At 69.8% G+C, this 13,077-nt stretch carries 12 protein-coding genes; all 12 read left to right on the forward strand.

Annotation, left to right across the window (positions count from 1 at the left end):
• The first annotated feature begins 13 nt into the window (after positions 1-13).
• The 12 genes from atzF (at position 14) to QTI45_RS06395 (ending at position 12,829) form a co-directional block, all read left to right on the forward strand.
• Positions 14-1,738 carry an allophanate hydrolase gene (gene atzF, locus QTI45_RS06340; RefSeq protein ID WP_286374359.1) on the forward strand — a complete coding sequence of 575 codons (1,725 nt, stop codon included), beginning with the start codon at positions 14-16 and terminating at the stop codon, positions 1,736-1,738.
• A 32-nt stretch (positions 1,739-1,770) separates the two neighbouring features.
• Positions 1,771-2,784 carry an ABC transporter substrate-binding protein gene (locus QTI45_RS06345; RefSeq protein WP_286374358.1) on the forward strand — a complete coding sequence of 338 codons (1,014 nt, stop codon included), beginning with the start codon at positions 1,771-1,773 and terminating at the stop codon, positions 2,782-2,784.
• A gap of 4 nt (positions 2,785-2,788) precedes the next feature.
• Entirely contained in the window at positions 2,789-3,616 is an 828-nt protein-coding gene (locus QTI45_RS06350) for an ABC transporter permease (RefSeq protein WP_286374357.1), read from the forward strand.
• Complete coding sequence (locus QTI45_RS06355) at positions 3,613-4,446, forward strand: ABC transporter ATP-binding protein (protein ID WP_286374356.1); 834 nt, start codon at positions 3,613-3,615, stop codon at positions 4,444-4,446. The genes QTI45_RS06350 and QTI45_RS06355 overlap by 4 nt, the downstream gene beginning before the upstream one ends.
• A gap of 11 nt (positions 4,447-4,457) precedes the next feature.
• Complete coding sequence (locus QTI45_RS06360) at positions 4,458-4,664, forward strand: DUF4089 domain-containing protein (protein WP_286374355.1); 207 nt, start codon at positions 4,458-4,460, stop codon at positions 4,662-4,664.
• Positions 4,661-6,088, forward strand: a complete 1,428-nt coding sequence (locus tag QTI45_RS06365) for an AtzE family amidohydrolase (RefSeq protein ID WP_286374354.1) — start codon at positions 4,661-4,663, stop codon at positions 6,086-6,088. The genes QTI45_RS06360 and QTI45_RS06365 overlap by 4 nt, the downstream gene beginning before the upstream one ends.
• A gap of 190 nt (positions 6,089-6,278) precedes the next feature.
• Positions 6,279-7,394 carry a BMP family ABC transporter substrate-binding protein gene (locus tag QTI45_RS06370; RefSeq protein ID WP_286374353.1) on the forward strand — a complete coding sequence of 372 codons (1,116 nt, stop codon included), beginning with the start codon at positions 6,279-6,281 and terminating at the stop codon, positions 7,392-7,394.
• A 31-nt stretch (positions 7,395-7,425) separates the two neighbouring features.
• Complete coding sequence (locus tag QTI45_RS06375) at positions 7,426-8,505, forward strand: ABC transporter permease (protein WP_286374352.1); 1,080 nt, start codon at positions 7,426-7,428, stop codon at positions 8,503-8,505.
• On the forward strand, positions 8,502-9,422 hold the full coding sequence (locus tag QTI45_RS06380) for an ABC transporter permease (RefSeq protein ID WP_286653820.1): 921 nt from the start codon (positions 8,502-8,504) through the stop codon (positions 9,420-9,422). Before QTI45_RS06375 ends, QTI45_RS06380 begins: the two co-directional genes overlap by 4 nt.
• A gap of 22 nt (positions 9,423-9,444) precedes the next feature.
• Positions 9,445-10,491 carry a formamidase gene (locus QTI45_RS06385; protein WP_286374350.1) on the forward strand — a complete coding sequence of 349 codons (1,047 nt, stop codon included), beginning with the start codon at positions 9,445-9,447 and terminating at the stop codon, positions 10,489-10,491.
• A complete protein-coding gene (gene biuH, locus QTI45_RS06390; protein ID WP_286374349.1) occupies positions 10,488-11,186 on the forward strand; it encodes a biuret amidohydrolase in 699 nt (232 codons plus the stop codon). The genes QTI45_RS06385 and biuH overlap by 4 nt, the downstream gene beginning before the upstream one ends.
• Before the next feature lie 23 nt (positions 11,187-11,209).
• A complete protein-coding gene (locus tag QTI45_RS06395; protein ID WP_286374348.1) occupies positions 11,210-12,829 on the forward strand; it encodes an ABC transporter ATP-binding protein in 1,620 nt (539 codons plus the stop codon).
• The last annotated feature ends 248 nt before the right edge of the window (positions 12,830-13,077 follow it).

Raw genomic sequence — 13,077 nt, forward strand, 5'->3', positions numbered from 1 at the left:
GACAGGATGCTTGATGATGGTGCATGAACAGGCGGCTCGCGCTGGCGATGCCAGTCCAAGGTTGGAAGGCCGGGCCGGCGCGGCCTGGATCACGCGGCTCGCGGCGCCCCTGGGCGGCGCCGGCAGCGGGCCGCTGGCGGGGCTGCGCTTTGCCGCCAAGGACAACATCGATGTCGCCGGCGTGCCGACCACGGCCGCCTGCCCGGCCTTCGCCCGGACGCCGGCGGCGCACGCCCATGTGGTGCAGCGGCTGCTCGATGCCGGTGCTGCGCTGCTGGGCAAGACCAACCTCGACCAGTTCGCCTGCGGCCTCAACGGCACCCGCTCGCCCTATGGCGCGGTGCCCAACAGCTTCGATCCGCGCTACGTCTCGGGCGGCTCCAGTTCGGGCTCGGCCTACGTGGTGGCAACCGCCCAGGCCGACTTCGCGCTCGGTACCGACACCGCGGGCTCGGGCCGGGTGCCGGCCGGGCTCAACAACATCGTCGGCATCAAGCCCTCGCGCGGCCTGCTGAGCGCGCGCGGCGTGGTGCCGGCGGCGCAGAGCGTCGACTGCGTCTCGATCTTCGCGCGCACGGTGGCGGTCGCGGCCCGCGTGCTGCACGCGGCGATGGACTGCGACCCCGAGGACCCGTACGGCCGCAGCCTCGCGATGGAGACCCGGCCGCTCGCCGCGGGCTTCCGCTTCGGCGTCCCGTCGACGCTGAACTTCTTCGGCGACGCGCCCTCGCAGGCTGCGTTCGACAGCGCCATCGCCCAGCTGTGCGCCCTCGGCGGCGAGCCGATCGAGATCGACTACGCGCCGCTGGCCCAGGCCGCGGCGCTGCTCTACGACAGCGCGCTGGTCGCCGAACGCTATGCCGCGGTGCGCGAGTTCTTCGACGCCCACGAGGCCGAGGTGGTGGAGCCGGTGCGCGGCATCCTCGCGAAGGGCCGCGACTACAGTGCCGCCGACTTCGTCGAAGCCCGCACCAAGCTGCTTGCGCTGGGCCAGCGCGCCGCCGCGATGTGGAACGACATCGACGTGCTGCTGGTGCCCACCGCGCCGGCCCACTACACGATCGAGGCCATGCAGGCCGACCCGGTGGCGCTCAACCGCAACCTGGGCGAGTACACCAACTTCGTGAACCTGCTCGACTACGCGGCGATCTCCGTGCCCGCCAGCCTGCGCAGCGACGGGCTTCCCTTCGGCATCACGCTGATCGGCCGCGCGGGCAGCGACTTCCAGCTGGCCGAGCTCGGGCAGCGCTTCCACCATGCCACCGGACTTCCCCTGGGTGCCACGCGCGAGCCCCTGCCCCCGATGCAGGCGCTGCCGCTGATCGCCGCGGCGCCGACGGTCCAGGTCGCGGTGGTCGGTGCCCACCTGTCGGGCATGCCGCTCAATGGCCAGCTGACCGAGCGCAGCGCCCGGCTGGTCTCTGCCACCCACACCGCGCCCGACTACCGCCTCTACGCGCTGCCCGGCACCGTGCCGCCCAAGCCCGGCCTGCTGCGCGTGGCGGCCGGCGAGGGCACGGCGATCGAGGTCGAGATCTGGGAGATGCCGCTGGCGCACTACGGCAGCTTCGTGGCGCTGATCCCGGCGCCGCTGGGCATCGGCAGCCTGGCGCTGGCCGACGGCCGCAGCGTGCAGGGCTTCCTCTGCGAACCGCTGGCCCTGGCCGGCGCCGAGGACATCAGCTCGCTCGGCGGCTGGCGCGCCTACATCGCCTCGCGCAGCGCGGCCGCGACCTGAACCCTTTCTCACTTTTTCATCCGGAGTACCTCATGGCCCACAGCAACAGACCCCTGACCCTCGGCACGCCGGCCTCGCGGCGCCAACTGCTGCAGGCCGGCGCCGCCGGACTGGCCGTGCTCGCCGCGCCCGCGATCGTGCGGGCCCAGGGCGCACCGAAGATCCGCATCGGCTACTGGCCGATCGCGGCCGGACTTCCTTTCTATTCGGCGGTCGAGCTGGGCTACTTCAAGGCCGCCGGCCTCGACGTCGAGGTGCAGCGCTATGCCGGCGCCCAGCAGATCATGGAAGCGATGCTGGCCGACCGCTGCGACGGCAGCGCCAACGGCACCGGCTCGGCCAACATCGCGATCGGCGAGATCGCGGCGCCGGGCAGCTTCAAGATCTTCTGCTCCAACCCCAGCAACGTGAAGAACGTGCTCGACCAGGTGCTGGTGCCGACCGCCAGCAGCGCCAAGGTCATGGCCGACCTCAAGGGCAAGCGGGTCGCCTCGGGCCCCGGCATCCAGAACGTGACGCTGGCCAAGGCGGTGCTCGAGCGCGGCGGCGCCACCGGCGCCACGGTGGTCGAGCTGCCGATCGGCCAGCACGTGGCAGCGCTCGCCGCCGGCCAGGTCGACGGCTGCTACACGCTGGAGCCGACCGGCACCATCGGCCGCCTGAACGGCAGCACGCGGGTGCTCGAGGCCGGCGTGATCGCCAAGTACGTGCTGGGCGATCCGATGGCGCCGTGGTTCGGCGGCTCGGCCTCGCTGACCTCGGCGCTGATCAAGAAGAACCCCGAGGCGGCGAAGAAGTTCATCACCGCCTACGGCCAGGGCGTGGCCTTCGTGCGCAGCAAGCCGGCCGAGGCGCGCCAGTACCTCAAGGGCTACACCGCGATCGAGGGCCCGCTGACCGGCGAGGTGCCGCTGGCGGCCTACACCATGTACAACGAGTTCACACAAGGCGACATCGCCTACTTCCAGAAGTTCTTCGATCTGTTCGCGGACAAGGGCATCTTCTCGTCGCGCCTGATGGTCGACTCGATGCTCTACAAGGGCTGAGGCCATGAGCACGCCTTCATCAGCGGCGCCCTGGGCGCCACCGGCTGCCAACGCCGCCGCCGCCGCGCCGCCGCGCGAATCGCACTGGGTCAAGGCGCTGCCCTTCATCGGCCCGGTGGTGCTGTTCATCGTCTGGGACCTGGTGGTGCGCTTCGGCCTCATCAAGGCCATCCTGCTGCCGATGCCGGGCGACACGCTGGTCACGCTGCTGTCGGGCCTGGCCGGCGGCGCGCTGCTGGGCGACTTCGCGGTCACGGTCTGGCGCACGCTGCAGGCCTTCCTGATCGCGGCCATCGTGGGCGTGCCGCTGGGCGTGCTGCTCGGAAGCAACGAGCGGGCCTACCGCAGCGTCGAGTTCCTGATCGATTTCTTCCGCTCCACGCCCTCGTCGGCGCTGATCCCGCTGTTCCTCATGATCTTCGGCGTCTCGGACGTCAACAAGGTCGCGATCGCGGCCTTCGGTGCGCTGCTGATCGTGGTCTTCAACAGCGCCTACGGCGTGATGAACGCGCGCAAGCAGCGGGTCATGGCGGCCAAGGTGATGGGTGCCTCGCGCTGGCAGATCTTCCGCGACGTGCTGGTCTGGGAAAGCCTGCAGCCGACCTTCGTCGGCCTGCGCTCGGCAGTCTCGATGGCGCTGGTGATCGTGATCGTGGCCGAGATGTTCATCGGCTCCGACAGCGGCCTCGGCCATCGCATCATCAACTCGCAGCAGGTGATGAACGTCAAGGACATGTACGCCTCGATCCTCGCGGCGGGCGCGCTGGGCTATGCGCTCAACATTCTTTTCCTCGTGGCCGAGCGCCGCATCGTGCACTGGAGCGGAAGATGAGAGCCACCGTCGAGAACGTCATCAACGGCCCGGTCTATGCCGACGTGCCGAAGCCGGCCTTCGTCCCGGGCCCCGCCGGCACCCACATCACGATCCGCGGGCTGACCAAGTACTTCGCCGGCTGGCCGCTGTACGAGAACTTCGACCTAGACATACCGAAGCACAAGATCGTCTCGGTGTTCGGCCCCAACGGCTGCGGCAAGTCGACCCTGATCAACATGATCGCGGGCCTGATCCCGATCGACTCGGGCGAGATCCTGTTCGACGGCAAGTCGCTCAAGGACACCAAGATCGGCTACGTGTTCCAAAACTACCGCGAGGCGATGTTCCCGTGGATGCGCACCATCGACAACATCGCCTACCCGCTCAAGCTCGAAGGCCGCTCCAAGGCCGAGGTCGATCGCCGCATGGAAGAGCTGGTGGCTTCCTTCGACGTCAAGTTCGACCTCAAGCGCTATCCCTACGAGCTCTCGGGCGGCCAGCAGCAGACGGCATCGATCATGCGGGCGCTGGCGCCCAACCCCGAGGTGCTGTTTCTCGACGAGCCCTTCTCGGCGCTCGACTTCGAGATGACCCTCTTCATCCGCGAGAAGCTGCAGGAGGTGTTCATGAAGACCGGCACCACGATGCTGCTGGTGTCGCACGACCTCGAGGAAGCGGTGTACCTCGCCGACCAGGTGCTGCTGCTGACCAAGCGGCCGACCAAGGTGGCCGAGATCCTCGACTACGGCGACGAGCGGCCGCGCACGCTCGAGACCTTGAGCTCCGCCAGCTTCGTGGCCATGAAGAAACTCAGCCTGGAGATCTTCCAGCGCGAAGTTCGCCGCTAGGAGATGCAAGCATGACGCCTTCGGAGATCGAAGCCTATGTCGATGCATCGGCGGCCGCGCTCGGCTTGAAGCTCAGGCCCGACCATCGCCCCGGCGTGCTGCGCTACTTCGCGCTGGCGGCGGAGTTCGCCGCGCTGGTCGAGGCCGTGCCGCTCAGCGAGCGCGACGAGCCGGCGCTGAGCTTTGCGCCGGTGTCGCCGCGGGAGAAAACGCAATGAGCGCGTCGGAGCTGCTGCGCCAGGACGCATCCGCGATGGCCGCTGCGGTGCGCGGCAACGCGGTCAGCGCGGTGGCGCTGGTGCAGGCCAGCCTGGACCGCATCGAGGCCACCGACCGCCGCGTGAATGCCTTCACCGCGGTGCTGCGCGAGCGCGCGCTGCGACGTGCCGCGCAGGTCGATGCCTCGCTGGCCTCGGCCAACGGACCGCGCACGCGCGAGCTGCCGCTGCTGGGCGTGCCCTTCGCGGTCAAGAACCTGTTCGACATTGCCGGACTCGCGACCCTCGCGGGCTCGAAGATCGAACGCGAGCACACGCCGCCGCGCGACGACGCGGCGCTGGTGCGGCGGCTCGAAAGCGCCGGCGCGGTGCTGGTCGGCGCGCTCAACATGGACGAGTACGCCTACGGCTTCACGACCGAGAACAGCCACGTCGGCCCCTGCCACAACCCGCACGATCTGGCGCGCATCGCGGGCGGCTCCTCGGGCGGCTCGGGCGCGGCGGTCGCTGCCGGCCAGGTGCCGCTCACGCTGGGCTCCGACACCAACGGCTCGATCCGCGTGCCCGCCTCGTTGTGCGGCGTGTTCGGACTCAAGCCCACGTTCGGGCGGCTGCCGCGCACCGGCAGCTTTCCGTTCGTCTCCAGCCTCGATCACCTGGGTCCGTTCGCGCGCTCGGCGCGCGACCTGGCGCTGGCCTACGACGCCATGCAGGGCCCCGAAGACCGCGGCCCGCACGACCCCGGCTGCGCGCAGCGCGCGGCCGAGCCGGTCGGCGCGGCGCTGGCGCTGGGCACGCAGGGCCTGCGCATCGGCGTGCTCGGCGGCTACTTCCGCCAGCACGCCCAGCCCGAGGCGCTGACCGCGGTCGACGCCGTGGCGCAGGCGCTCGGCGCCAGCCGCACGGTCGAGTTGCCGATGGTCGAGGCCGGCCGGGCGGCGGCCTTCCTGATCACCAATTCAGAAGGCGCGGCGCTGCACCTGCCCGACCTGCGCCGCCGCGCGCAGGACTTCGAGCCGCTGTCGCGCGACCGCTTCCTGGCCGGCGCGCTGCTGCCGGCCGCCTGGGTGGCGCGCGCGCAGCGGGTGCGGCGGCTCTATGCCGAGCAGGCGGCGCGGGTGTTCGAGCACTTCGACATCCTGCTGGCCGCCGCGACGCCCTCGGCGGCGACGCCGATTGGTGCCGAATTCTTCGAGATCAACGGCCACCGGCTGCCGGTGCGGCCCACCATGGGCCTGCTGACCCAGCCGATCTCGTGCATCGGCCTGCCGGTGTGCGCGGTGCCGGTCTGGGGCGCGCATCCGGACCTGCCGATCGGGGTCCAGGTGATCGCCGCGCCATGGCGCGAAGACCTGGTGCTGCGGGTGGCTGCGGCGCTCGAATCCGCTGGGCTCGTGCATGCCCCCGTGGCGGCGCTGGCCTGACATGCGAAGCGCCCCGCGAGCACAAAGACGGGGCGCCGCGGCCGCAGTGGCGAGCGCGCCGCACAAGGCTGGCGCGCCGCAGGCCGATTTGGCCGCCAAAGCGCTAGTACGGTTTATGCACACCATCTTGTATCCAAGACAGGACATCCCGGCCCTCTGATTCCTCACCCAATCACCTGGAGTAAGCACCATGAGCCAGTTCAACCGTCGCGATTCCCTCAAGTCCCTGGCCGCCCTGGCCTCCGCCACCACCCTGGGCGGCTGGAGCGCGCTGGCCAGCGCGCAGAAGCCGCTGACGATCGGCGTCATCTACGTCGGCCCGCGCGACGACTACGGCTACAACCAGTCGCATGCGCTGGCCGCGGCCGAGCTCAAGAAGATGCCGGGCCTCAAGGTGGTCGAGGAAGAGAACGTGCCCGAGACCGCGGCGGTGCAGAAGACCATGACCGGGATGATTTCGCAGGACGGCGCCAAGCTGCTGTTCCCGACCTCGTTCGGCTACTTCGATCCGCACATCCTGGCGGTGGCGCCGAAGAACCCCGACGTGCGCTTCTCGCACTGCGGCGGCATGTGGACCGAGGGCAAGCACCCGAAGAACGTCGGCAGCTTCTTCGGCTACATCGACGAGTGCCAGTTCCTCAATGGCGTGATCGCCGGCCACATGACCAAGAGCAACAAGATCGCCTTCGTCGCCGCCAAGCCGATCCCGCAGGTGCTGCGCAACATCAACGCCTTCACGCTCGGTGCGCGCTCGGTCAAGCCCGGCATCACCTGCAGCGTGATCTTCACGGGCGACTGGTCGATGGCGGTGAAGGAGGCCGAGGCCACGAACAGCCTCGCCGACCAGGGCTGCGACGTCTTCACGATGCACGTGGACGGCCCCAAGGTGGTGGTCGAGACCGCGGCCAAGCGCGGCAAGATGGTCTGCGGCTACCACGCCAGCCAGGCCAAGCTGGCGCCCAATGCCTACCTGACCGGCGCCGAATGGAACTGGATCACGGCCTACAAGGCCATCGCCGACGCGGCCCAAGCCGGCAAGCTGCATCCGAACTTCCTGCGCGGCGGCCTGAAGGAAGGCTACGTGAAGATGTCGCCCTACGGTGCGATGGTGACCGACGCGGCGAAGAAGAACGCCGACGAGATCAAGGCCAAGATGCTGGCGGGCAGCTTCGACATCTTCACCGGCGGGCTCAAGGACAACAAGGGCGCGGTCGTGATCCCGGCCGGCAAGGCGCTCAAGCAGACCGACCTCGAACTGGAAAAGATGAACTACCTCGTCGAAGGCGTGGTGGGTTCGGTCGGCTGACCGGCGACCGCCTTCAACCCGCGAGCCGACGATGCGCAACGCATTGAAAGAGATCGCGCTGCCGGTGTTCGCCATCGCGGCGGCACTGCTGCTCTTCGGCGTCTTCGTCTGGTTCGCCGGCGTGAGTCCGCTGGAAGTCTGGGTCATCCTCTTCAAGGGAGCCTTCGGCGACTGGTTCTCCTGGCAGAACACGCTGCAGCGCGCCGCGCCGCTGATGCTGACCGCGCTGTGCGTCGCAATTCCGGCGCGCGCCGGGCTGGTGATCATCGGCGGCGAAGGCGCGCTGGTGCTCGGCGGGCTGGCCGCCGCGGCGCTGCCCTATGCGCTGCCGCTGCCCGCGAACCTCGCCGGCACGCTGGCCCTGTGCGTGGCCGGCGCCATCGCCGGCGCCGCCTGGATCGCGCTGGCGGGCTGGCTGCGCCAGTACCGCGGCATCAACGAGACCATCAGCAGCCTGCTGCTGGCCTACATCGCGATCGGGCTCTTCAAGCACCTGGTCGAAGGCGTGCTGCGCGACCCGGCCAGCCTCAACAAGCCGGCCACGCGCTCGATCGCCGAAGGGATCGGGATCGGCGGCATCGGCGGCTCCGACGTGCATTGGGGCCTGGTGATCGGCATCGTCGCCTGCATCGTCTCGGGGCTCTGGCTGCGCGCCACCGCATCGGGCTTCTCGGTGCGCGTGGTCGGCGGCAATCCGCGCACCGCGCAGCTGGTGGGGCTGCCGGCGAGCGGCTTGATCCTGGCCGCCTGCGGCATCGGCGGCGCCTGCGCGGGCGTGGCCGGCGCGGTCGAGGTGGCGGCGGTCCACACCAATGCCAACGCCTCGCTGATCGCGGGCTACGGCTACGCCGGCATCCTGGTGTCCTTCATCGCGCGCCACAACCCGGTGGCGGTGATCCCGGTGGCGATCCTGTTCGGCGGCTTCGGCGCCGCGGGCAGCCTGCTGCAGCGGCGTCTCGGACTGCCCGACGCCTCGGTGCTGGTGCTGCAGGGCATGGCTTTCGTGCTGATCCTCGCGAGCGAGGGCCTGCGCATGATCGACTGGAAGACGCTGCTGAAGAACCGCATGCCGCGCGCGGTGCAGCCTCGGCTGACGAAGGAGCCGGTATGACGATCGACCAGTGGATCGCGCTCGTGGCGGGCATCGTGGGCGGCGCCTTGCGCGTCGGCGCGCCCTTTCTCTTCGTGAGCCTGGGCGAGTGCCTGACCGAGAAGTCGGGCCGCATCAATCTCGGCCTCGAAGGCGTGCTGGTGCTCTCGGCCATGGCCGCCTTCGGCGGTTCCTGGCTCACCGGCTCGGCCTGGCTCGGCGTGCTGATCGGCGGCGCCGCGGGCGCGCTGCTCGCGCTGCTGCACGGCCTCTTGTGCTCGCTCGACCGCGTGAACGACGTCGCCACCGGCATCGCGCTGATGCTGTTCGGCACCGGCCTGGCCTTCTATCTGGGCAAGCCGCTGATCCAGCCGCAGGCGCCGCAGCTGCCCGCGATCCCGCTCGGCGACTGGAGCGACAACCCGGTGATCCGTTCGGCGCTGCAGGTCAACTCGCTGGTGCCGGTGGGCATCGTGCTGGCGGTGTTCCTGTGGTGGGGCTTCGCGCGCACCCGCGCCGGCCTGCTGGTGCGCATGGCGGGCGATTCGGCCAATGCGACGCGCGCGCTCGGCTACTCGGTGGCCGGCCTGCGCATCGCGGCCACCACCGCGGGCGGCTTCATCGCGGGGCTCGGCGGCGCCTCGCTCACGCTGTTCTATCCGGGGAGCTGGAACGAGGGCATCTCGAGCGGGCAGGGCCTGATCGCGGTGGCGCTGGTGATCTTCGCGCGCTGGAGCCCGCTGCGCTGCATCGGCGCGGCGCTGCTGTTCGGCGGCGCCGGGGCGATCGGGCCGGCCCTGCAATCGATCGGTGTGGGCTGGGGCTACCACCTCTTCAACACCGTGCCCTACGTGCTCACGCTGGTGATCCTGGTGCTGACCTGCAAGCCGGGCAGCGTGGCGGTCGGCAGTCCGGGCGAACTGTCGTCCACGCGCTGAACAACAACAAGGAAGCCGATCGATGAGCGGTCTGGGTGGTCTCAACAAGTCGGCGCAGGGCGTGGTCGTCGGCCTGGTGCAGTTGCAGCTGCCGGTGGTCGAGACCGCGGCCGACCTGGCGGCGCAGACGCGGCGCATCTGCGACCTGGTCGCCAAGGCGCGCCGCAACCAGGGCACGATGGATCTGGTCGTGTTCCCCGAGTACGCGCTGCACGGCCTGTCGATGGACACCTCGCCCGAGATCATGTGCTCGCTCGACGGCCCCGAGGTCGCGGCCTTCCGGCAGGCCTGCGTCGACAACCGGATCTGGGGCTGCTTCTCGATCATGGAAGCCAACCCCGACGGCAACCCGTACAACAGCGGCCTGGTCATCGACGACCACGGCGCCATCCGGCTCTACTACCGCAAGATGCATCCGTGGGTGCCGGTCGAGCCCTGGGAGCCGGGCAACCTCGGCATCCCGGTGTGCGACGGGCCCAACGGCAGCAAGCTGGCGCTGATCATCTGCCACGACGGCATGCTGCCCGAGATGGCGCGCGAAGCCGCGTACAAGGGGGCCGAGATCATCCTCCGCACAGCAGGCTACACGGCGCCGATCCGCCATGCCTGGCGCATCACCAACCAGGCCAACGCCTTCTGCAACCTGGCCTACACCGCCAGCGTCTGCATGTGCGGCAGCGATGGCACTTTCGACTCGATGGGCGAAGCCATGTTCTGCAACTTCGACGGCACCGTGCTGGTCGAGGGCGGCGGCCGGCCCGACGAGATCGTCACGGCCGAACTGCGGCCCGACCTGGTGCGCGAGGCCCGCACCGGCTGGGGCGTCGAGAACAACATCTACCAGCTCTACCACCGCGGCTACGTGGCGGTGAAGGGCGGTGCGCAGGACTGCCCCTACACCTACATGCAGGACATGGCGGCCGGCCGCTACCGGCTGCCCTGGGGCGAGCAGGTCAAGGTCACCGACGGCAGCGGCTTCGGCTTCGCGGCGCCGGTCCGCAGCTACAAGGGCCCCGAAGTGCATCCCCTGGTGCCGCAGGCGCCGCTGACACCGGATTCATCATCATGAGCACCACCTTCGTTTCCGCCGACCCGTACCGCTGGCCCTACAACGGCGCGCTCCGGCCCGACAACACGGCCTTGATCGTGATCGACATGCAGACCGACTTCTGCGGCAAGGGCGGCTATGTCGACGTGATGGGCTACGACCTCGCGCTGGTGCAGGCGCCGATCGAGCCGATCGCGCGCACGCTGGCGAGGCTGCGGCCGCTGGGTTTCCACATCATCCACACGCGCGAAGGCCACCGCCCCGACCTCGCCGACCTGCCGGCCAACAAGCGCTGGCGTTCGCGGCAGATCGGCGCCAACGGCGTCGGCATCGGCGACGACGGCCCGTGCGGGCGCATCCTGGTGCGCGGCGAACCCGGCTGGGAGATCATTCCCGCGCTGGCGCCGTTGCCGGGCGAGGTGGTGATCGACAAGCCCGGCAAGGGCTCCTTCTATGCGACCGACCTCGAACTGGTGCTGCGCACGCGCGGCATCGAGAACCTGATCCTGGCCGGCATCACGACCGACGTCTGCGTCCACACCACGATGCGCGACGCCAACGACCGCGGCTTCGAATGCCTGCTGCTGTCGGACTGCACGGCGGCGACCGACCACGGCAACCACCTGGCGGCGCTGAAGATGATCACGATGCAGGGCGGCGTCTTCGGCGCCCATGCGACGTCGGCGGCGCTGCTCGAAGCGCTGCCGGCCCGGTAGCCACCCGAACGGAGAGCCGCACGATGATTGCACCGGTCCACCCCGCACCCGCCGCCACCGGCGCGCTGGCGCTCGACACCTACGAGCTGACCAAGCGCTTCGGCAGCTTCACCGCGATGGACCGCGTGACCATGCACGTGGCGCCCGGCACGGTGCATGCGCTGCTTGGCGAGAACGGTGCCGGCAAGAGCACGCTGGTGAAATGCGTAGCGGGCTTCCAGCGGGCGGAGGAGGGTTCCATCCTGATCGACGGCCGCGAGCAGGACATCGCCAACCCGGTGGTGGCACGCACGCTCGGCATCGGCATGGTCTACCAGCATTTCACGCTGGCGCCCGGCATGACGGTGGCCGAGAACCTGCTGCTGGCCGGCGGCAAGACGCCGGCGCTGATCGACTGGAAGCGCAAGCGAGCCGAACTCAAGGACTTCCTGGCGACCACGCCCTTCAGCCTCGACCTCGACATGCGGCCGTCGGAGCTCGCGGCCGGCGAGAAGCAGAAGCTCGAACTGCTGAAGCAGCTCTACCTGAAGCCGCGTCTGCTGATCCTCGACGAGCCGACCTCGGTGCTGACGCCGCAGGAGGCCGACGAGGTGCTGGGCCATGTGCGCGAGTTCGCCAGGAGCGGCCTGTGCACGGTGCTGATCATCACGCACAAGTTCCGCGAGGTGATGGCCTATGCCGACAGCGTCACGGTGCTGCGGCGGGGCAAGGCGGTGCACCACTGCCGGGTGGCCGACACCAACCCGGCGCGTCTCGCGGCCGCGATGATGGGCGAGGGCGAAGCGCCGCCGCCCGCCGAAGGCGACATCGCCGCGCCGACCGGCCGTGCGCTGCACGCGATGCAGCCGACCGCGGCCAACGCACAGATCGCGCTGCATGTGGACGGACTTCGGGCGCTGGGCGACCGCGGCACGCTGGCGGTGCACGACCTGAGCCTGTCGGTGCGTTCGGGCGAGATCCTCGGCGTCGCGGGTGTGTCGGGCAACGGCCAGCGCGAGTTGGTGGAGGCCCTGGTCGGCCAGCGGCCGCGGCTCGCGGGTCGCGTCACCGTGATGGGCGAGCCCTACGAGGCCAGGCGCGAGGAGAACCGTCGCCTCAAGGTGCGCAGCCTGCCCGAGGAGCCGCTGCGCAATGCCTGCGTCGGAGACCTCAGCGTCGCCGAGAACATGGCGTTGCGCGACTTCGACCAGCCGCCGCTGGCCTGGCCGGCGTTCGGCGCCGACGTGCTGAACTTCCCGCTGTGGCGCAGCCGGGCCCGCGAGTGGATCGCCGAGTACGGCGTCAAGACCCAGGGCGAGGGCGCGCCGATCCGCAGCCTCTCGGGCGGCAATGTTCAGCGCGCGGTGCTGGCGCGCGAGCTGGCCGGCGAGATCAACGTGCTGATCGCGGCCAACCCGGTGTTCGGGCTGGACTTCGCGGCGGTGGCGGAAATCCACAGCCGCATCGTGCAGGTGCGAGCACGCGGGGGCGCGGTGCTGCTGATCAGCGAGGACCTCGACGAACTGCTGGAGATGGCGGACCGGATCGTGGTGATGAGCGAGGGGCGTGTGGTTTACGAGACTGACGCCGCGACTGCTGAAAGGCATGTGCTTGGGGCACACATGGGTGGGGGAGATCACCATCATGCTTCGGTGGCTGCATGAGGTCTTCCTTGTCTTTGGGACGGGCGCCCGGCACGCGGTGCGGGCCGAGCGACCCCACTACGCCGGCCCTTCGGGCTTCCTTGCGGTGCTCGCTTCAGGCGGGGTCCGCGCAAACTCGCTTCGCTCAAACACGCGCGGCCCTTTATCCGCCTGAAGCTGCGCTCCTTATATGGACGCCTCCCGTGTGGCAAGCAGGTGTTGGATTGCTGGCTTGGCGGATTGACTGCGGTCTTATATCCGGCCTTTCG

Source organism: Variovorax saccharolyticus, assembly GCF_030316765.1.
Classification (GTDB): Bacteria; Pseudomonadota; Gammaproteobacteria; order Burkholderiales; family Burkholderiaceae_C; genus Variovorax; species Variovorax saccharolyticus.